The sequence below is a fragment of the Vibrio sp. V19_P1S1T109 genome, assembly GCF_002241375.1.
GTDB classification, from domain to species: domain Bacteria; phylum Pseudomonadota; class Gammaproteobacteria; order Enterobacterales; family Vibrionaceae; genus Vibrio; species Vibrio anguillarum.
In genome coordinates, this window is record NZ_NDIM01000270.1 from 1 (window position 1) to 21,019 (window position 21,019).

Here is a 21,019-nt window from a genome sequence, read left to right on the forward strand (position 1 = left end):
CTATTAGGTTACGCACATTATTGGCATAGTCTTACATACATATCCTTATGAATACTAGCAGCAATTCCCAATCCCAACGTATCGTCGTTCTCGATACGGAAACCACGGGTATGAACCGTGAAGGCGGCCCTCACTATGAAGGACACCGCATTGTTGAAATCGGTGCCGTTGAAATTATCAACCGCAAGCTGACAGGCCGCCACTTCCATGTCTACCTGAAACCCGATCGTGAGATTCAGTTAGAAGCGATCGAAATCCACGGTATTACCGATGAGTTTTTGATGGACAAACCGCAATATCGCGATGTGCATCAAGAGTTTTTAGATTTCATCAAGGGGGCTGAGCTGGTGGCGCACAACGCTCCCTTCGACGTCGGTTTTATGGATTACGAGTTTCGCAAGCTCGACGCTAAAATCGGTAAGACGGAGCAGTATTGCAAAGTGACCGATACGCTTGCTATGGCAAAGCGTATTTTCCCCGGCAAACGCAATAACTTGGATATACTTTGTGATCGTTATGGTATCGATAACTCACATCGTACCTTGCACGGTGCATTGCTCGATGCGGAGATATTAGCGGACGTTTATCTGCTGATGACTGGCGGGCAAACCTCGTTACAGTTCAGTGCCGGAACGCGCAGTGATGGCAGTGTGGGAGGAGAGTCAATAAAACGAGCTGTCGCAGGTCGGAAAAAGCTAAAGGTTTTGCAGGCTTGTGCCGATGAATTACAAGCACACCAAGAAAGATTGGATCTAGTCGAAAAGAGCGGAAGCTGCCTTTGGCGTCAGTAGGAGAAAATATGTTGAGGATAATGGCAGCAGTGATTGCGCTGATGTGGAGTACAGGCGTTTTTGCGGTGAATTCCTCCTCGATGTCGCTGCTCGACAATCGTTTCCGTGTGGATCCAACCATTTCACAAATTACTTTTGTTGTGTATCGCGAAAAGTCATCCCAACCCGTGGTGCTTGTGCGGCCTGATGGTAAGAAATATTACGCTTGGCAACATAGCGATAATGTGCGTTGGTATCAAGAACCCACAATGGATATCATTTCAATTGATAAGCCAATGCCTGGCCCTTGGCAGGCCATAGGCAAGGTTTCCTCACAAAATAGCATCAAGCTTATTTCTCATCTGCAACTTGATACTGATCTGTTCCCTACGCGCTTATACCTTGGTGAAGTGATAAAATTTACCGCGCGATTAACCTCCGACGGTAAGCCTTTATTGTTGAGAGACTTTCTCGATAGAGTCAACTTAAAAGTAACCTTTACTAAATACGTTGAAAATGAAGAAGATCTGATTAAAGAAGCGCGTCCATTACCGGAAGTGATTGGTGAATTTGCCGATGATGGACGTGATTTAGATGAACAGCCAGGTGATGGCATTTTCACTGTAGCGCTGCCTATCACTCCAATGCCGGGTAAGTATCGCGTTAGGATCACCTCTGGCAACGGCGTGTTTTTACGCGCCCAAGAGCAAGAGGTGCTGGTTTACCCAGCTCCAGTATCAACCACCTTTATCCAATCTCGTGTTGATGGTGCGCCACATCAAATTGTTTTTTCGGGTGAGCAAGGAATGATAGCCCCAGGCTCCATCGTTGCCCATGTCGAACATGCGAATATTTATGATGATATCTTTATTACTGAGGGGCAGTCAGAAAAAGAGGCGCTAAAGTTAAGTTTAGAAATTCCATACAATGGAGACAACGGTAACTATCGTTGGTCTGGAAAGTTGTATGCGACAGAGCTTGCCAGCCAGCGTCCACTTTACTTCCCGCTTGCTGAGCATACTTACAGCGTGGTTGATGATGTCAACATTGAGGAGACTCGCCGTTTGCAGATGGAAGAAGAAATCCAGCAGCGTAAGCTTGAACAGGAGCAGTTGATTATTCAGATGAGAGAAGAGGCAACGAGCCGCAGTATTATGTTCATCGTGATTGGTAATATTGGTGCGATATTGATTGGGCTTTTGGCGTGGTTTGTGATGCGTAAGATTAAAGCGAAAAAGGCGTTGCAACCCGAATTACAGTTGAATATGCCGAAGAAATAACAAGGGATGTTGCCGAGTTGGCAACCTCTTGATTCTGTATTCCAGTCATAAAAAAGGGCGTTTAAAACGCCCTTTGACATTCAATAGATTGACTTACGCAACATCATTCATTACCGGATATTGAGGCTTTGCGGCCAGTTCCTGTGGCGCAAAATCATCGACATTAATGGTATACAAACGATGAGCCTCAGCTTCCGTTAATAGCTGTGCTTCTTGTTCGGTTAGAATTTTTTGTTGTAAGCCAATGGCGGCCACTTCATCTAAACGCAAGAATGGACGGCGTTGATTGGTGACGCTGCACACTTTATCGAACAAAGGCTCTGCACGTAAAATGATGTCCAGTGCTTGTTCAATCTTACCCGCCGCATTATGCGCCGTTGGGGCGAGATATTGGTTGCGACCGATGCGTGAACGAGTTTCACTCGGTGTTTGCAGGATCTGCGCAACTTGGCTATCTAATTTATCACTAGGTGCTTTGCGTACTCGACCAATCGGCATCAACAATATACGAAGTACCTTACCAATCGCTTTATTCGGGAAGTTGGCTAAGAATTCATCAATGGCGACTTCCGTCTGCTTCAAACTGTCTTGCAGGCCCCAATGAACCAAAGGAAGATCCTCCACGGGACGACCATCATTTTCAAAACGCTTAAGTGTGGCAGAACTGAGGTAGAGTTGGCTCAAAATATCGCCAAGGCGTGCTGACAAGCGCTCTTTACGTTTGAGAGAGCCTCCCAATACAGCCATCGAAATATCAGAAAGCAGTGCTAAGTTAGCGCTGTAACGGTTTAGTTGTTGATAGTAGCGTTTGGTTGCATCATTAGTCGGTGCAGATGAACCAAAACCATCGGTGACACCAAACCAAATACTGCGCACAAGATTACTCATGGTGAAGCTGACGTGACCTGCAAGAGCGGCGTCAAATTTCTCAACGGCATCAGAATCTTGTGAATAAGCGGCGTTCATTTCTTCTAAAACATAAGGATGACAACGGATAGCGCCTTGACCAAAGATGATCATTGAGCGAGTCAGAATATTGGCCCCTTCGACGGTTACGGCAATCGGTGCACCTTGGTAGCTGCGAGCTAAAAAGTTAGCAGGACCAATACAAATGCCTTTCCCGCCCACGATATCCATTGCATCAATAATGCTGCGTTGACCACGGTGGGTACAGTGGTATTTGACTATAGCGGAAATGACCGAGGGTTTTTCGCCCAGATCAATACCAGCTACGGTTAAATTGCTCGCCGCATCCATCACATAAGCGTTACCACCTAAACGTGCTAATGGCTCTTCGACACCTTCCATATGGCCAATTGGTTGCTTAAATTGACGACGAATCCGAGCGTAAGCTCCTGTTGCTAGCGCCGCAGTTTTAATTCCGCCCGTCGAGTTAGAAGGTAACGTAATGCCACGTCCAACCGATAAACACTCTACAAGCATACGCCAGCCTTGTCCTGCCATGCTTGGTCCGCCAATAATGAAATCAAGCGGCACAAATAAGTCGTTAGCACGTGTCGGACCATTTTGGAATGGAACGTTCAATGGCATGTGGCGATTGCCAATTTCAACTCCTTTTAAGTGGGTTGGGATGAGCGCACAAGTGATGCCAAGCTCTGTTTTATCCCCAAGTAAGCCGTCAGGATCGCGCAGTTTGAATGCTAGGCCTAATACGGTTGCAACCGGGGCGAGCGTGATGTAGCGCTTGTTCCACGTTAGGCGCATCCCTAACACTTCTTTTCCTTCCCATTTCCCTTTACATACCACGCCAAAATCAGGAATTGAACCTGCATCGGAACCCGCATCTGGGCTGGTTAATGCAAAGCAGGGAATCTCTTTACCTTCCGCTAAACGTGGCAGGTAATGGTTTTTCTGATCTTCAGTACCATAATGTTGTAAAAGTTCGCCCGGGCCTAAAGAGTTCGGTACACCAACGGTGGATGAAAGCACTCCAGACACGCCCGTTAGCTTTTGTAGCACAATGGATTGTGCATAAGCTGAAAACTCCAAGCCGCCGTATTGTTTTTTAATGATCATGGCGAAGAATTTATGATCTTTTAAATATTGCCAAACCTCAGGAGGTAAGTCGGCTAATTCATGCGTAACTTGATAATCGCTAACCATGGCACACACTTCGTTGACTGGTCCATCAATAAAGGCTTGCTCTTGTGCACTTAATGTCGGCGCTGCAATTTTGTGTAGTTTGTTCCAGTTTGGTTTGCCTTTAAACAGTTCAGCTTCCCACCAAACGGTTCCTGCATCTAATGCCTCTTTTTCGGTTTGTGACATTGCTGGCAGCACTTTTTTGAACAGTGTTAATGCTTTTTCGCTAATCACGCTTTGACGGATAGAGGGAACGGCTAATAAAGCGATAGCCGCTAAATACAGCAACCATCCAATCACCCCGGTGTAATCCAGCAGGGTAAGAACCACCATGGTTACCGTTAGCGCAACTAATGCGCTAAAAAGTGACATTCGGTGGTAGAGGCACACACCGAACACGGTGAGAAAACCAAGTATAGAGAGCAAGATGTCCATAATTTCATTCCTTTGAGACTGTATTCACGCCATTGCGGCTGATTTTTCTCAGTGCATTGGGAAGTGTTGTTAGTCGTCTCGTTTGTGTAAGTGGTCTAACCAGCGCTAAGTGTAATCAAATTATTAACGAAATGTAAAACCTTGTATTGTTCAAAAAGTGATCCATGTAGGGCAAAACCTCAAAATAAACAACCCATAGAGGGCTTTCTGGAGTAGGAAGCGGGAGAAAACAACAATTCTTGAAGTCGAACTATCGACAGAAAGGATGGTTTGGGTAAACTCAAGCCTGTTACTGGCTCTTGATTGATGGAGCCTATCGGTAAACAGATTAAAAAGAGAATATATCTATGTACCAGGATTTAATTAAAAGTGAATTGACCGAAGCGGCTGACGTGCTAAACAAATTTCTTAATGATGAGCATAACATCGCTCAAATTGAGGCCGCCGCAAAACTGATTGCCGACTCATTTAAGCAAGGCGGAAAAGTGCTCTCTTGCGGCAATGGCGGTTCCCACTGTGATGCAATGCACTTTGCTGAAGAGCTAACGGGGCGCTATCGCGAGAATCGTCCGGGTTATCCTGGTATTGCTATTTCAGATCCAAGCCATTTGTCTTGCGTTAGTAATGATTTTGGTTACGATTTTGTATTCTCTCGCTATGTGGAAGCGGTGGGTTCAAAAGGCGATGTCCTGTTTGGCCTATCGACTTCTGGTAACTCGGGGAACATTTTGAAAGCGATTGAAGCGGCCCAAGCCAAAGGGATGAAGACCATTGCACTGACCGGTAAAGATGGTGGGAAAATGGCAGGTTTAGCGGATATCGAGATTCGTGTCCCGCACTTCGGCTACGCGGATCGTATCCAAGAAATCCATATCAAGATCATCCACATTGTTATCCAACTGATTGAAAAAGAGATGGCGTAAGAAAGTTCAACACCGTTCTTTTCTTTTAATGTGTTTGTGGTTGCAAAAGGGAGTGCATTAAACCATGTGTGAATTGCTCGGTATGAGTGCCAATGTGCCGACTGATATTTGCTTTAGTTTTACTGGGTTGATTCAGCGTGGCGGCAACACGGGGCCGCATCGTGATGGTTGGGGAATCACTTTCTATGAAGGGAAGGGTTTTCGCACCTTTAAAGACCCTAACCCTAGCTTTCAGTCAAAAATTGCAGAGCTTGTGCAGAGTTACCCTATAAAAAGTCGGGCAGTGGTTAGCCATATTCGTCAAGCAAATCGGGGTGGGGTGAATTTGGAAAATACTCACCCATTCACTCGAGAATTGTGGGGGAGATATTGGACGTTCGCTCACAATGGACAATTGGCGGATCACCAGCAGCTAGAAACTGGACGCTATCGCCCTGTTGGTGAAACGGATAGCGAGCAAGCTTTCTGTTGGTTGTTAAAGCAGTTAGAAGCGCGTTATCCTGAACCGCCTCAAGATATGCTCAGCATGTTTCAATTCGTTGCGAAGTGTTGCGATCAACTTAAGCAGCAAGGTGTGTTTAATATGCTACTTTCTGACGGTGAGTTTGTGGTGACCTATTGCACGAATCATCTGTACTGGATTACTCGACGCGCCCCCTTTGGGAAAGCAAGTTTACTTGATGAAGATGTCGAGATTAACTTCCAAGAAGAAACAACGCCTGATGATGTTGTGTCAGTGATTGCGACTCAGCCACTGACGGGAAATGAAACTTGGCAACGAATGAAGCCAAGCGAATATGCGATTTTCCATTATGGCGAATACGTTGATGGCAATGCGCAGTCCTTAGCTGACATTCCGTTTGCCGCGGCAAAGCCAGGCTGCCAAGCACCTATTTAAGGTTTTTATTCTTAAGCTTGTCTATTTACTGCTGTTTGAATTGTATTTGAGATGACAATAAAAAAGGTTGCTGTTGAGGCAACCTTTTTCGCACTATTTAGAGATACGATTTATTCATCGAAAGCATAACCATGCATGCCAAGTAATTGGCCATCTAAATAGGCTTTACCTTCACGCATTTCCAAGCGCCCTTCAACGAACCATTGTGCCACTAGTGGGTAAATTCGATACTCTTGAGTTTGGACACGTTGAGTCAAAATCTCAACGGTATCTTCATCAAAAATAGGCACTTTTGCTTGTAGAATGACTGGGCCACCATCAAGTTGTTCAGTCACAAAATGCACACTGGTGCCATGCTCTTCATCACCTGCGTGAATCGCGCGTTGGTAGGTATTCAACCCAGGATATTTAGGAAGTAAAGAAGGATGAATATTGAGCATCCGTCCTAAATAGTGACGCACAAACTCACCACTCAGAATACGCATGTAGCCAGCAAGAATGATTAAGTCAGGCGCGTATTGGTCAATTTTCTCCATCAATACCGCATCAAACGCATCTCGCGTGTCAAAGGCATTTGGGTCAATATGCACCGCCGCCGCACCTGCTTTTTTAGCTCGTTCTAAGCCATAAGCAGTTGCTTTGTTTGAAAAAACAGCCGTTACTTTGCCATCTTTAATTTTCGTTTCACACGCATCAAGGATAGCCTGTAAGTTGGTGCCATTTCCTGAAACTAAAACAACAATACTTTTCATCAGTTATTTGATCTCTACTTGCTCTTCATCGAGTTGAGCTTCAGCAATATGACCGATAACCCACGCATTTTCGCCTTCCGCTTGCAGTAATTGAACCGCCGCTTGTGCTTGATCCATTGGAAGCGCAACAATCAGTCCGACACCACAGTTAAATGTGCGGTACATTTCGTGAGTGGTTACATTCCCTTTTTCTTGCAGCCATTGGAAAATAATTGGCCATTCCCAGCTATTGCCATCAATCACCGCTTTCGTCCCTTGCGGAAGAACGCGAGGAATGTTTTCCCAGAAACCACCGCCAGTAATGTGTGAAATGGCGTGAATATCGTGCTCGGCGATCATCTTAAGCGCTGATTTGATGTAAATTTTGGTTGGTGTCAGTAAGTGCTCACCAATCGTTTTGCCAGCCAAGTCTTCATTTTTGTCGGCACCTGATACTTCGAGGATCTTGCGAACTAATGAATAGCCGTTTGAGTGAGGGCCGCTAGAGCCAACCGCAATCAGAGCATCACCTGCTGCTACTTTTGAGCCATCGATGATCTCTTCTTTTTCAACCACACCGACACAAAAGCCAGCGACATCGTAATCTTCACCTTCGTACATACCCGGCATTTCAGCGGTTTCACCACCGATCAAAGCGCAACCTGCTTGCACACAACCATCGGCAATACCCGACACCACATCAGCAGCTGTATCTACATCCAATTTGCCCGTGGCGTAGTAGTCCAGAAAGAAAAGCGGTTCAGCACCTTGAACAATCAAATCGTTAACACACATTGCAACCAAGTCAATGCCAATGGTGTCGTGCTTATTCATATCCAATGCGAGGCGAAGTTTTGTGCCAACTCCATCGGTGCCAGAGACTAAAACAGGATGTTTATATTTGGTTGGTAGCTCGCAAAGCGCGCCAAAACCACCAATGCCACCCATAACTTCAGGGCGACGAGTGCGTTTGACGGCGCCTTTAATTCGTTCAACAAGTGCATTGCCTGCATCAATATCTACGCCAGCATCTTTGTAACTAAGAGAAGTGTTATTACCGCTCACGGGGAAGTCCTCGGTCATAAGTTGGATATGAAAACGGCGCTATTCTAACAGGGCTTAAAACAAAAAGGAAAACGTTTGCGTCAGTTTTTTTGTTTATAATTGGCACTGAAATTAGCATAAAAAGTGTGTACAATTCGAAGGTTTGTTTAAATGTCGTCGGAGATGAAAATGAAAGTTGTTGAAGTTAAACACCCTCTAGTTAAGCATAAACTTGGGTTAATGAGGGAAGGGGATATCAGCACTAAGCGTTTTCGTGAGTTAGCTACAGAAGTGGGTAGCCTACTAACTTATGAAGCAACCTCAGACTTTGAAACAGAAAAAGTGACGATTGAAGGCTGGAATGGCCCAGTTGAAATTGATCAAGTCAAAGGTAAAAAAGTAACGGTAGTACCTATTTTGCGTGCTGGTCTTGGCATGATGGACGGCGTTTTGGAGCACATTCCAAGTGCGCGGATTAGTGTTGTTGGCATCTATCGTGATGAAGAAACGCTTGAGCCTGTCCCTTATTTCAACAAACTCGCTTCTAATATTGAGGAGCGAATTGCGCTTGTGGTTGACCCAATGCTGGCAACTGGCGGTTCCATGATTGCGACGATCGATTTGCTCAAGGAGCGCGGCTGTAACCAATTTAAAATTCTCGTTTTAGTTGCAGCGCCTGAAGGCATCGCGGCGTTAGAAAAAGCGCACCCTGATGTTGAGCTCTATACGGCGGCAATTGATGAGAAATTGAATGATAAAGGTTATATCGTTCCTGGTCTTGGCGATGCTGGTGATAAGATTTTTGGTACGAAATAAGCGTTAATTTTATACTGTCTTAAAGGAGAAACGAAAGTTTCTCCTTTTTTATAGTTGCTTCAGTGATGCGTCATTACGGTCATTTTATTGCTCAACAGAATTAACGCATTGTTCGATGATTATTTTTTAAGGCTTAACGTACTGCTTTTTCTGTGGCTATTAGCTGGCGCACCTTGTGATGAATTTGTGGGTCGGCGCGGTGCTCTTTTTGTATTTGGAGCATGGCGAAACTCATCGGCATTGCGTCCTTGGAACGTTTTTGGCTTTTGATTTCTGCGTGCCGTCGAGGTTTGATTTTGCTCACGACTATCAAACAGTTTTGCATCGGTAGCTTTGCGAATACGCTTACCCGTCACATCAAGCTTGGACGCGCCTTCCGTACCGCAAGAACTCTCACACATTGCTAATATTTCAGCGACTTCCTCGTCGCTTAAATAACGCCATTCACCATTCGGGATACCGTCTAGGCTGATGTTCATAATACGAACTCGGCGTAGTTTAAACACTTCGTAACCTAAGGCCTCACACATACGACGAATTTGACGGTTTAACCCTTGTGTTAACACAATTCTAAAGGAGAACTTCGTTTCTTGGGTTACTTTGCAAGGCAGTGTCACCGTATCAAGAATTTCCACACCAGAGGCCATCTTATGTAGAAATTCGTCGGTGATGGGTCTATCTACTCGGACGACGTACTCTTTTTCATGGTTATTACCAGCACGTAATATCTTATTGACTATGTCACCATCGTTAGTCAGAAAGATCAGTCCATCTGATGGTTTATCTAATCGACCTATCGGGAAAATACGTTTGTGGTGGCCAATAAAATCAACAATGTTACCTGGAATATCGCGCTCTGTTGTGCAGGTGATTCCAGTCGGTTTGTTAAGGGCAATATATATCGGTTTTTCTTTTGATTTTAATGGATTACCATCAATGCAAACATCATCGTTTGGCGTGACTTTAGTGCCCATTTCCGGCAATAGTCCATTGATGGTTACTCGGCCTTGTTCAATTAACTTATCGGCCTCTCGACGAGAACAGAAACCAGTTTCACTGATGTATTTGTTTAAACGAATGGTGGCTTGTTGTGACATAGATTGCTCTTACGTTTCCCAACGGCGGTGAATAAAAAGAAAGCAACACTCTAAGTGTTGCCTATTAACGTTGCGATATTTTAGCAGTTAATATTAATTAACCAAGGCGTTTTTAATGACACTCATGGTTTCCAGCCTTTCCCCATCACTTTTCCTCAACAAGATATAGACGGCATTGACGTCTTTATTTATGCGAAGAGGGAATGCTTTTATTTGTATGAGAAAATGGAAACTATTTTGAGACAGGTGTTCTTATCGAACCGATCTTGAGTAGCCGAATGATGCCATTCATCAAGAAGATAGAGTTATTAACGCGATAAAAAACCGGAGCAGACAGATAATCCACCCCGGTGCATAGCGTCACACTATTTTTCAATAGGTGCTAAGCGATCTAGTGAGGAGATTTGTCATTCATCACTTTATAAATGAAGAAACCGCCATAAAACAGCATAAGACCAAAAGCACCAAAGATTACTATCATTGAAGACAGTCCCACAGCATTACCAAATAGGAGATCAAGCCAAAAGTCCATGTTTCCTCCAAAGTTTCGAAGACACAGCCAAGTTAAAGTTTGCTCTGTTTGCTGACACTGATCTGGATCAATTATGTTGCATAGGTTAACTTGATGTTTCTATTGATGTGTAATTAGTCACGTTTTTATGTGTATTTGATGGTGATTTAGCCAATGAGTTTGTTATTTGATGGAAATAAGATTAAAGGCTTGCGTCTTAATTTTAGATGAGTAATATACGCATCCGTTCTAGGCAAAAAGCTCGGAACTGCTCGCTAAGTGCAGAGCAAAAATTTCGGTGAATAGCGCAGCTTGGTAGCGCATCTGGTTTGGGACCAGAGGGTCGGGGGTTCGAATCCCTCTTCACCGACCATCTTTAAAAGCCTCGCAGTAATGCGGGGCTTTGTTGCATCTGGATGTGATCACTTTCATTACCAAAGATAAAGGCTCTTTCACTGTTCACCCTTCTCCGAGCAAATTCAACTATTGAAAATAGCAGTCAATATTCCACGATAATAAATAGCATTAGGATGTGTAAAAAACGTCACTTTAGCGCATTTTGACGTTTGATGAGTCATTACAATTTATGACCTATATCACGATTTAACCTGTCAAATCCCTTTAATGAACTTCTCGCCTTGTAGTGAGTAGTGATCTCTATTCATAAATTCATTTTTGTTATGCATTTTTATGTGATCTTTCTCAAGTTAAACTCGTCAAATAATAAATTACGGTTTTGACGTCAAGTTTAATCTATTGATTTTAAATGGTTTTGTTTTGATTGTATTTTAGAGGATTTGAACTGGATCACTTCGTGTAGCTAATTATTTTACGCTTAGAAATAACTCCTTGTATGGTGAATGCCTTAGGTCACAAGCCTTTATGCTTGTTGCTGTTTTGAGTCCTTTTAACAGGATATTGGGTTTTTATTTTAAAGGTAGGGTGAGTCAAATGTTGAAACCTAGTTTGATTGCTGTTTCGGTTATCGCCACATTATCAGGTTGCTCTTTGTTGCAATCACCAGAGCAGAAAGTAGTCGATGCGCTGGCGGAAAATTTGGATATTCATTACACCGTATTAACGAATCACGGGGCAGATGAAGGATTGGCATGTCAGGCTCTCGAAGCGGAATGGGCATCGTGTAATAAAGTGAACATGACCTTGGTTAACCAAGGTGAAGCCGTGAATTCAAAGCAGTGGGCTATCTATTTCCACAGCATTCGACTGATTCTGGATGTTGAAAATGATCAATTCAAAATTACCCGTTTAACGGGTGATTTACATAAGCTTGAACCTACTGATAAATTTGATGGTTTTGCTGCTGGCGAAGAGGTTGTTTTGCCTCTGGTCGCTGAATATTGGCAGTTGTTTGAAACGGACTTTATGCCGCGTGCATTCGTTGCGGCGCCCAATACAGAGCCTAAGCTTATTGTATCTCTTAACACAGAGGACACGTCGTCATTTGTGCGTGGGCTTGAGGGCGACAATATCAAACGCACCACCAGCGATAATAATGTGTTTGCCACGGCCATCAACCGATTTGAGAGAAATAGCGATGTATCACTGCAAGATGTATCAACGGCTCTGTTACCAACGCCTCTAAAAACAACGCTTGGTCAAGGTGTTGTTGACATTACTCGCGGCCTAAAGCTTGATGTGAAGGACTTTGCGACGGATCAGTTTTCAGCATTGCAGGCGCGTGCTAAAACGATTGGGCTGAAGCTTGATGGAGAGTTAGCGGTTGGTGTTGCGATTACACCGAGCGAATTTTCTGACCAGATGGCGACATCGGGTGCTTATGAGTTGGAGATTGCACCGAATGCTATCTCTATTCGTGCATTTGATGAGGCGGGAGCTTTCTACGCCGTTCAATCTATTTTGGGTTTAGTGGATAGCCAGAATGTCACAGCGCTGCCAGTGATCCACATCGAAGATGCTCCACGTTTTGATTACCGTGGTGTGATGGTGGATGTCGCACGTAACTTCCATTCTAAGCAAGCGATTTTGGCCACGTTAGATCAAATGGCGGCTTATAAGATGAATAAATTACATCTTCATTTGACCGATGATGAAGGTTGGCGTTTAGAAATTCCGGGCTTACCTGAATTGACCGACATTGGCGGGCAGCGCTGCTTTGATTTAGATGAGAAAAACTGCTTGCTGCCACAGCTTGGCTCCGGTCCAAATTCTGATAACTTTGGCTCGGGTTATTTTAGTCGAGCCGATTACATTGAAATCCTCAAGCACGCTAAAGCGCGCAATATTGAAGTGATCCCTGAAATTGATATGCCAGCCCATGCTCGCTCTGCGGTTGTTTCAATGGAGGCTCGTTTTGATCGTTTGAGCCAAGAGGGGAAAACCGAACAGGCTAGCCAGTATCGCTTGATGGATCCTCAAGACAGCTCCAATGTTACGACGGTTCAGTTTTATGATAAGCAGAGTTTTATTAACCCTTGTTTAGACTCGTCTAAACGTTTTGTGGATAAGGTGATCACTGAAGTGGCCTTGATGCACAGTGATGCGGGCATGCCTTTATCGATTTGGCATTTTGGTGGCGATGAGGCGAAAAACATCAAATTGGGCGCGGGTTTCCAAGATATTAATGCGACGGAAAAAGTCAGTTGGAAAGGTAACTTAGATCTTTCACAACAAGATAAACCATTTGCGAAATCGCCACAGTGCCAAGCATTAGTCAGCCAAGGAGTAGTAAGTGACTTTGCTCATTTACCGAGTTATTTTGCTGAGCAAGTGTCGGAAATTGTCGCCGATAAAGGGATTGAGAATTTCCAAGCATGGCAAGATGGCTTGAAATACAGCGAGGGAGAATCCGCTTTTGCCACGCGCAATACACGTGTGAACTTTTGGGATGTCCTCTATTGGGGCGGTACAAGCTCTGTTTATGAATGGGCAAAACAAGGTTACGACGTAATTGTTTCTAACCCTGATTATGTCTACATGGATATGCCTTATGAGGCGGATCCTAAAGAGCGCGGTTATTACTGGGCCACCCGTGCGACCGATACGCGCAAAATGTTTGGTTTTGCACCGGAAAATATGCCGCAAAACGCTGAAACTTCATTAGATCGTGATGGTAATGGTTTTGTCGGTAAAGGAGAGGTGACGTCGAAACCATTCTACGGCTTGTCAGCTCAATTGTGGTCAGAAACGGTTCGTAATGATGAGCAGTATGAGTATATGGTTTTCCCTCGAGTGTTGGCTGCCGCTGAACGTGCTTGGCATAAAGCGGAGTGGGAAAACGACTATAAAGTAGGGGTTGAATACTCTCAGCAAACGAACTTAGTCAATAAGTCTGCACTGAATCAAGATTGGACTCGTTTTGCTAATATTGTTGGGCAACGTGAGCTGGCGAAACTGGAAAAAGCTGGCATTGATTATCGCCTGCCAATTCCCGGAGCTAAGATTGAAGCGGGTAAATTGTCGATGAATTCGTCATTCCCAGGCGTTGAGCTGCAATACTCATTAGGTGGTCAACAATGGCTTACTTACTCGAGCATCGAACAACCGAAGGTGTCCGGTGAGGTCTGGATCCGTTCTATCTCTGCTTCAGGCGAGCGAGTCAGCCGAGTTACTAGCGTTAAGTAACTGTAGCCATATCAAGGCACCCCAATGAAAGCCTCCGCATCTGTCGGAGGCTTTATTACATAAAATCAATTACCTTCGTGGTGAGCAAACTCAAACACCTGACCTTGCTCGTTAAAAGCAAAAACCGAATAGGCTTCTTTCTTATCACCAGATTCCATACCTGGAGAACCGATTGGCATGCCGGGCACGGCTAACCCTTTGGCATTTTTCGGTGGATTAGCGAGAAAGGCTTGAATGTCTGTGGCTGGAATGTGACCTTCGAAAACATAGCCGTCGATAACGGCTGTATGGCAAGAGGCGAGCTTGGGTGTAATGCCCAATTGTTGTTTTATCGCCGTCATATCTTCTTGCAATTGCTCGTTAACCTTAAATCCTGCTTGTTGCATGTGAGTGGACCACTCAGTACAGCAGCCACAATAAGGGGATTTGTAATTGGTCATCTCGGTCACCGTGGCGAATGCGGAGTAGCTCATAAGAGACAAGGTGCTAAGCATAGCGGCTGTGATCATTTTCATTTTTATCTAACCTCTAAGAGTGAAAAGGGGATTTAAATAGACGCAAGCGGTTAGCGTTGCTCACGACTGTGATTGAGGACAAAGCCATTGCCGCTCCTGCAACTACAGGGCTAAGTAAAAAGCCAAAAGCGGGATAAAGCACACCAGCGGCAATGGGAATGCCGAAGGTGTTATAAATAAACGCGCCCAATAGGTTCTGCTTCATGTTTTTTACTGTCGCTTTAGAAAGAGCGATAGCATTGACTACGGCAAGCGGTGAGGAGTTGAGCAATGTCATTTGCGCACTCTCTATTGCGACATCACTGCCACTGCCCATTGCGATACCAATATCGGCTTGCGCAAGGGCTGGCGCATCATTAATACCATCACCGACCATGGCGACGATTTGGCCTTTCTCTTGTAACTGCACGATTTTTTGTGCTTTTTGATCCGGAAGTACTTGAGCAATCACTTGCTGTATGCCTAGCTGTTTGGCTATTGCAGTGGCCACGCTTTGGTTATCTCCGGTTAGCATCACGGTACGAATGTTCATTTTGTTCAGTGTGCTGATAGCTTGTGCAGCGTTAGGTTTGATTGGATCAGCAATTGCGATGAGACCTTTGAGTTCACCGTTAATGGCAACCGCGACCGGTGTCCAAGCTTGTTCTGCGTAGTGTTCAATGGTCGTTTGTGCTTGAGTAAGAGGAACGTCCAGTGACTCAAGGTGCGATAAAGAGGCAACGACGACGGAATCACCGCCAATATTTGCCATTAGCCCTTTGCCTCTTAGGTTGGTAAATTGCTCGACTTCGGCGCTGGTTGATACCAGCGGTTGCGCATAATGGCAGATAGCCTTGCCAAGAGGATGTTCAGAGCGCAGTTCCAAAGCGTAAACAAGGGTTAACAATTTGCTATCTTCAATTCCCCACGTGACTAAGTTCTGAACGGTTGGCTTGCCTTGAGTGAGCGTACCTGTCTTATCAAATACTACAGTGGTGATTTTGCTTGCCGATTGCAATACATTGGCATCTCTGATCAAAATACCCATTTCAGCGGCTTTACCAACTCCTACTGTAACCGAGAGTGGAGTAGCTAGACCCAAGGCACAAGGGCAGGCAATGATCAATACTGTTGTCGCAACCACTAGCATATAACTGGCCTTAGGTTCAGGGCCTACAAAGTACCAAATCAGAGCGGAAAACAGGGCAATTATAACCACAGTCGGTACAAAAATAGCGGATATCTGGTCTGCCAGTTTGGCGATGGCTGGTTTACTGCTTTGCGCCTGACGAACCATTTGGATGATGCGCGAGAGCATGGTTTGCGCCCCTACGCCGGTGGCTTCGATGACTAAGCTGCCATCATGATTGATGGTGCCTGCCGCAATGGCATCGCCTGCCACTTTTAGGACGGGGGTCGGCTCGCCAGTGAGCATGGACTCATCAACATAAGATTCACCGCTGAGGACTTTGCCGTCTATCGGCACTTTTTCTCCCGGTTTTATGCGCAGTTGCATACCAAGTTGTACTAATTCAACCGCAATCTGTTGATCGCCTTGCGCTGTGATGCGTGTTGCTTGTTGTGGCTGCAATTTAATTAAGGCTTGCAAGGATTGAGTTGTCTTCGCTTTGGCTTTCGCCTCAATGTAGTGGCCCAGTGAAATCAAACCGATAATCATCGCGCTGGCTTCAAAATAAACATGACGCGAGGCGACGGGAAACCAAGTTGGGTAAATCACTACCAACATTGAATAGGCCCAAGCCGCTCCTGTTCCTAGGGCAACTAAGCTATCCATGGTGGCACGCTTATGGGTTAACGCAAGCCAAGCATGGCTAAAAAAGTGGCGGCCAGCGGTGGCTAATAGGGCTAAGCACACAATGCCGATAACGCCCCAGTATATTTGTTGCTGAGTGGTCACAATCATCATGCTGCCACCAAGAAGGCCCCAAAGCATTAACGGGATACCTATCATTAAACCTAGTAGTGCATTGGTTTTATGCTGCTTCTGTAAATCACGTGATTGCTGTTTTTGTTTTTCTTGTTGTTGGGCAGGGTCATCGACTCGCTCTGCACGGTAGCCTGCATGAGTAATGGCATTGAGCAATTGCCGTTCAAGGTCAGCGATATCCGCTTGCGAGAGCACTAAGGCGCTTTGTTCAGCTAAATTGATTTGCGCTTTTTGTACACCGTTAACGCTTAGAAGTGCTTTTTCCACCGAAGAGACACAGCTTGCGCAAGTCATTCCTTGGATCAGTAAGTGGGTACTAACCAAACCCGTTATTGAGGCTTCTGTCTCTTGTGCGAGTGGCTGTATATCGCTAACCAAGGTTGTGGGTTGCAATGAGGATAGAGGAGCGTTGTTCGTACTGAGCAAGGCTTGATAGCCTAAGGATTCGATAGCGGCGATGAGTTCATTTAAAGAGGCCGAAGTGCTCAGTTCGATGAATGTGGGTGACAGCTGGTGGATTTGTACCTCAAATTCTTGCTTGAGATGCTGCTCAAGTTTCTTCGCGCAACCCATGCATTTCAGCCCTGATAAAGGCAATTGAAAGCGTTTCATTGATAAATTCCCCGTAAACCAACTCAATAGCTAGAAGCATAAACCTTACCTTTAGGGCAAGGTCAAGTTCCACTAAAGGAAAGTTAAGCGAATTTTAAGCGTTATTCTTGAGCGCAGAAAAACGAAAGGCAATCGAGGATTGTAGATTTAGCCGTCAGTGGTAAAATGTCGCCACTTTTTATCCTGGTACTTGCAGTGGACATATTCTCCGCTGTCTTTTTATCCCTAAGGAAATCAAATGACGGTTAAAACTCGTTTTGCTCCTAGCCCGACAGGCTATCTTCACGTTGGTGGTGCGCGTACTGCACTTTACTCTTGGCTTTATGCAAAAAGCCAAGGTGGTGAGTTTGTTTTGCGTATTGAAGACACCGACCTAGAGCGCTCGACGCAAGAAGCCGTAGACGCGATTCTTGAAGGTATGACTTGGCTAGGTTTGAATTGGGATGAAGGCCCATATTTCCAAACTAAACATTTTGATCGTTATAACGAAGTTGTCGATAAGCTGCTTGCTGAAGATAAAGCCTACAAATGTTACGCCTCTAAAGAGCTGTTAGATGAAGTTCGTGCCGAGCAAGAAGCGAACAAAGAGATGCCGCGCTACGATGCTGATCACCCAAAAATCAAAGCGGTTAACGACGCCGCAAAGGAAGGGGATCCGTGTGTGATCCGTTTCCGTAATCCTAAAGAAGGCAGCGTAATTTTTGACGACCAGATCCGCGGCCGTATCGAAATCTCCAACAGCCAGATGGATGATCTGATCATTCGCCGTACTGATGGCTCACCCACCTATAACTTCTGTGTGGTGGTGGATGACTGGGATATGGGGATTACTCATGTTGTTCGTGGCGAAGATCACATCAACAACACACCTCGCCAAATCAACATTTACGAAGCGTTAGGTGCTCCTATACCTGTGTTTGCGCACTGCGCAATGATCTTAGGTGACGACGGCGCGAAGCTATCTAAACGTCATGGCGCTGTTTCTGTGATGCAGTATCGCGATGAAGGTTATCTGCCTGAAGCATTGAATAACTATTTAGTTCGTCTAGGTTGGTCTCATGGCGACCAAGAAATTTTCTCGCGTGAAGAGATGATTCAGTTCTTCAGTTTAAATGCTATTAGCAAATCGGCATCTGCATTTAATACTGATAAGTTGTTGTGGCTGAACAATCACTACATCAAAACATCAGAGCCTGAATATGTTGCAAAACACCTTGAATGGCACTTTGAGCAACAAGGCATCAATAAAGACAACGGCCCAGCATTAGCTGAGATCGTTAAACTGGTTGGTGAACGCTGCAACACCTTGGTTGAACTTGCTGCTCAATCTCGTTACTTCTTTGAAGATTTTGCTGAGTTTGATGCTGATGCGGCGAAAAAACACTTACGCGGTGTGGCGAAAGAGCCGCTAGCACTTGCTTTAAGCAAATTAGAAGCATTGAGTGACTGGACAACGGAAAACCTGCACGCTGTCATCGCTCAAGTGTGTGAAGAGCTTGAAATCGGTATGGGTAAAATAGGCATGCCGCTGCGCGTTGCTGTCACTGGCGGTGGTCAATCGCCATCGGTTGATGCTGTCATGCAACTGATCGGCAAAGAGCGTGTCATTGCTCGTATCAATATGGCATTGGCCTTTATTGCTGAGCGTGAAGCGAACGCTCAATAAGTCAATCATACGAACAACGCTTTGAACCGCAGCTTATGCTGCGGTTTTTCTTTATATCGGCTTTGTTAAATCCTTTGGTGTAGAGCACTGACAATATTTCACAAAACGATGACAGAGAATAAACTAATGCGCTATTTAAGCTTTCTTTACATACAGTATAGTGGTTCCGAGTTATGTAGGTATGTGTGTAGGCGAAAAGTAAACCGTTTTTTGGGTACCGCAACCGCATTATGATAACGATAAATAGGAAAGGAAAAAGTATGAAAAAGTTAGCAGCAGCAGTTTCAATGGCGCTTGTTTTTGCATCTTCTGCCGCAATGGCTGAAGTATACGTAGGTGCTAAAGTTGGTAAATCTTGGCTTGATGACGCTTGTCGTGCTGGAGATGTGTGTGAAGATGAATCTTCTACCGTCGGTGCTTACCTTGGTTACCAAGCGTTTAATTGGCTTTCATTAGAGGCAGGTTACGATTACTTGGGCAAATTTAGTGGTGCGGGGCTGAATGATGAAAAAGTAACGGCCATTACACTCGCACCGAAAGTCAGCCTTCCTTTGACTGATGCCATTGCCTTATATGCTAAAGTCGGCGGTGCTTATGTTGACTATGGCAATAAAGATGATTACTCATATTTAGGTGCCGCTGGTATTGAGTTCAACACCGATAATAACGTCACTTTACGCTTGGAATATCAAAGCCTCACCGATATTAATAACGATCTTGTCCGAGCGGCAGGTAACTCGGCTACCTTAGGTGTTTCGTATAAATTTGGTGGAAGTAAAGCAGAACCTGCGCCAGTCATCGTGCAAGAGGTGTTTGTTGAAGAAGTTGTACAGCCAGTGGTTGAGCCAGTCGTTATTCCCCAAGAACCTGAAACGGTTGTTAAGCATGTGCCATTTCAACGTTTGGACAGCAGTAGCTTTGCCCATAACAGTACTAAGCTAACAGCAGAGAGTACTAACCAGCTCGATAAACTAGTGAAATATTTGCAAGCTTACCCACAAGCCGATGCTGAAATTATTGGTCATACTGACTCAACTGGCGCTGCGGCTTACAACCAGAAACTATCAGAAAAACGCGCACAAGTTGTTGCTGATGTTGTGATTGCTAAAGGTGTGGATGCGAACCGTCTTACCGTAAAAGGTGAAGGGGAAAATAGCCCAATCGCATCGAATGATACAGTCGAAGGTCGAAAGCAAAACCGTCGTGTTGATATCGTTATTCCAAGCTTTGATTATGAAGTGAAATAATAACGCTTAAGTATTAGAAAATAGAGAAAGCCCGTGAAAAACGCGGGCTTTCTTCTTGTAAAACAATGGATTTTAGCCTCTAACCGCTCCGGTATCACGTCACGTTATTTCAAATCAATACTATTCAATCGGCCCATGTAGACAAGAATATCCAAGTCTTCTTTATAAGCCTCTAATAGCGCCTTTTTCGTCTTGGTATAAGCGGCAAGCTTGCCATGCTTGTTGATCGAACAAACGACGCTTTGAAATATACAGTTACCTTTTTCATCATAGTGTCTCCAAGCCGCGATATAACAAGGATCCCGAGCTTCCGGGTTATCGAGCGTTGGTCTGGGTTTGTATATGATTTTAGGTTCTAAACTGTGTGGTAGACGAGTCATCAAATAGGGATCTTTGAGCAGACGACGCCAATGTCTGCCCCACATCTCTGAACCTAATTCATTACGCAGCTTTATCGCCTTTTTAAGCCCCTTTTTCTCACCAATACGTATGTAGCCGACAGAACGGTGCAACACCGTATCGTCCGGCGTATGGATATGAATTTTATAGGCGGTCTTTGCTTTAGAGATAAAGCGGTGACCAGTATTCGTGATTAGATTACTCTTTTTCATGATCTTATCTATCGATAAATCTGTTAATACTAATTCTAGATTATTTGACATAGAACTTACAGTAATCACTGTATATGAATAGTAGTGGCTCAAATCAATATTAGGTCAATTTTTCGTCAGAAAAAAAAGCCTCAATACCGGTTGGGTGTTGAGGCTTTATCAAAATGGCGCTCCCGACAGGAGTCGAACCTGTGGCCTGCCCCTTAGGAGGGGGCCGCTCTATCCTACTG

16 protein-coding genes and 1 tRNA gene are annotated in these 21,019 nt (G+C 44.8%); 9 read left to right on the forward strand and 8 right to left on the reverse strand.

What is annotated here, in order from left to right:
- The first annotated feature begins 47 nt into the window (after nucleotides 1-47).
- Nucleotides 48-791, forward strand: coding sequence for a DNA polymerase III subunit epsilon (gene dnaQ, locus B9J87_RS13175; protein WP_013856229.1), 744 nt, complete (start codon nucleotides 48-50; stop codon nucleotides 789-791).
- 8 nt (nucleotides 792-799) lie between these two features.
- Complete coding sequence (locus B9J87_RS13180) at nucleotides 800-2,050, forward strand: TIGR03503 family protein (RefSeq protein ID WP_176429529.1); 1,251 nt, start codon at nucleotides 800-802, stop codon at nucleotides 2,048-2,050.
- Nucleotides 2,051-2,143: 93 nt separating this feature from the next.
- Here B9J87_RS13180 and fadE read toward each other — a convergent pair whose 3' ends face one another.
- Nucleotides 2,144-4,588 carry an acyl-CoA dehydrogenase FadE gene (fadE, locus tag B9J87_RS13185; protein WP_094151128.1) on the reverse strand — a complete coding sequence of 815 codons (2,445 nt, stop codon included), beginning with the start codon at nucleotides 4,586-4,588 and terminating at the stop codon, nucleotides 2,144-2,146.
- Nucleotides 4,589-4,935: 347 nt separating this feature from the next.
- On the opposite strand from fadE, the gene lpcA reads away from it, so the two are divergent.
- A complete protein-coding gene (lpcA, locus tag B9J87_RS13190; protein WP_010320095.1) occupies nucleotides 4,936-5,511 on the forward strand; it encodes a D-sedoheptulose 7-phosphate isomerase in 576 nt (191 codons plus the stop codon).
- A gap of 64 nt (nucleotides 5,512-5,575) precedes the next feature.
- Nucleotides 5,576-6,409, forward strand: a complete 834-nt coding sequence (locus tag B9J87_RS13195) for a class II glutamine amidotransferase (protein ID WP_064625803.1) — start codon at nucleotides 5,576-5,578, stop codon at nucleotides 6,407-6,409.
- 110 nt (nucleotides 6,410-6,519) lie between these two features.
- Here the strand turns inward: B9J87_RS13195 and purN are convergent, their stop codons facing one another.
- Both purN and purM read right to left on the reverse strand, forming a co-directional pair.
- The gene (gene purN / locus B9J87_RS13200) at nucleotides 6,520-7,161 is read right to left on the reverse strand and encodes a phosphoribosylglycinamide formyltransferase (RefSeq protein ID WP_064625802.1); all 642 of its coding nucleotides are present in this window, start codon (nucleotides 7,159-7,161) and stop codon (nucleotides 6,520-6,522) included.
- A 3-nt stretch (nucleotides 7,162-7,164) separates the two neighbouring features.
- Complete coding sequence (purM, locus tag B9J87_RS13205; protein WP_010320092.1) at nucleotides 7,165-8,205, reverse strand: phosphoribosylformylglycinamidine cyclo-ligase; 1,041 nt, start codon at nucleotides 8,203-8,205, stop codon at nucleotides 7,165-7,167.
- 168 nt (nucleotides 8,206-8,373) lie between these two features.
- Here purM and upp point away from each other — a divergent pair, with 168 nt between their 5' ends.
- A complete protein-coding gene (gene upp / locus B9J87_RS13210; RefSeq protein WP_026027908.1) occupies nucleotides 8,374-9,000 on the forward strand; it encodes a uracil phosphoribosyltransferase in 627 nt (208 codons plus the stop codon).
- 119 nt (nucleotides 9,001-9,119) lie between these two features.
- On the opposite strand, the gene rluF is transcribed toward upp, so the two are convergent.
- Together rluF and B9J87_RS13220 are read right to left on the reverse strand one after the other, a co-directional pair.
- The gene (gene rluF, locus B9J87_RS13215; protein ID WP_094125334.1) at nucleotides 9,120-10,097 is read right to left on the reverse strand and encodes a 23S rRNA pseudouridine(2604) synthase RluF; all 978 of its coding nucleotides are present in this window, start codon (nucleotides 10,095-10,097) and stop codon (nucleotides 9,120-9,122) included.
- 391 nt (nucleotides 10,098-10,488) lie between these two features.
- Complete coding sequence (locus B9J87_RS13220) at nucleotides 10,489-10,629, reverse strand: DUF3149 domain-containing protein (protein ID WP_010319399.1); 141 nt, start codon at nucleotides 10,627-10,629, stop codon at nucleotides 10,489-10,491.
- A gap of 275 nt (nucleotides 10,630-10,904) precedes the next feature.
- Here B9J87_RS13220 and B9J87_RS13225 point away from each other — a divergent pair.
- Both B9J87_RS13225 and B9J87_RS13230 read left to right on the forward strand, forming a co-directional pair.
- Nucleotides 10,905-10,981 (forward strand) — tRNA-Pro (locus B9J87_RS13225).
- Between the two features lie 578 nt (nucleotides 10,982-11,559).
- Nucleotides 11,560-14,211 carry a beta-N-acetylhexosaminidase gene (locus B9J87_RS13230; RefSeq protein ID WP_094151129.1) on the forward strand — a complete coding sequence of 884 codons (2,652 nt, stop codon included), beginning with the start codon at nucleotides 11,560-11,562 and terminating at the stop codon, nucleotides 14,209-14,211.
- Between the two features lie 65 nt (nucleotides 14,212-14,276).
- On the opposite strand, the gene B9J87_RS13235 is transcribed toward B9J87_RS13230, so the two are convergent.
- Both B9J87_RS13235 and B9J87_RS13240 read right to left on the reverse strand, forming a co-directional pair.
- On the reverse strand, nucleotides 14,277-14,726 hold the full coding sequence (locus B9J87_RS13235) for a DUF411 domain-containing protein (protein WP_081245276.1): 450 nt from the start codon (nucleotides 14,724-14,726) through the stop codon (nucleotides 14,277-14,279).
- Nucleotides 14,727-14,739: 13 nt separating this feature from the next.
- A complete protein-coding gene (locus B9J87_RS13240) occupies nucleotides 14,740-17,265 on the reverse strand; it encodes a heavy metal translocating P-type ATPase (protein WP_176429530.1) in 2,526 nt (841 codons plus the stop codon).
- Nucleotides 17,266-17,503: 238 nt separating this feature from the next.
- Here B9J87_RS13240 and gltX point away from each other — a divergent pair, with 238 nt between their 5' ends.
- Both gltX and B9J87_RS13250 read left to right on the forward strand, forming a co-directional pair.
- On the forward strand, nucleotides 17,504-18,931 hold the full coding sequence (gene gltX, locus B9J87_RS13245; protein WP_094151131.1) for a glutamate--tRNA ligase: 1,428 nt from the start codon (nucleotides 17,504-17,506) through the stop codon (nucleotides 18,929-18,931).
- 260 nt (nucleotides 18,932-19,191) lie between these two features.
- On the forward strand, nucleotides 19,192-20,178 hold the full coding sequence (locus B9J87_RS13250) for an OmpA family protein (RefSeq protein WP_170898768.1): 987 nt from the start codon (nucleotides 19,192-19,194) through the stop codon (nucleotides 20,176-20,178).
- A gap of 104 nt (nucleotides 20,179-20,282) precedes the next feature.
- Here B9J87_RS13250 and B9J87_RS13255 read toward each other — a convergent pair whose 3' ends face one another.
- Nucleotides 20,283-20,789 carry a Fe3+-citrate ABC transporter substrate-binding protein gene (locus tag B9J87_RS13255; protein WP_094151144.1) on the reverse strand — a complete coding sequence of 169 codons (507 nt, stop codon included), beginning with the start codon at nucleotides 20,787-20,789 and terminating at the stop codon, nucleotides 20,283-20,285.
- Nucleotides 20,790-21,019 lie beyond the last annotated feature (230 nt).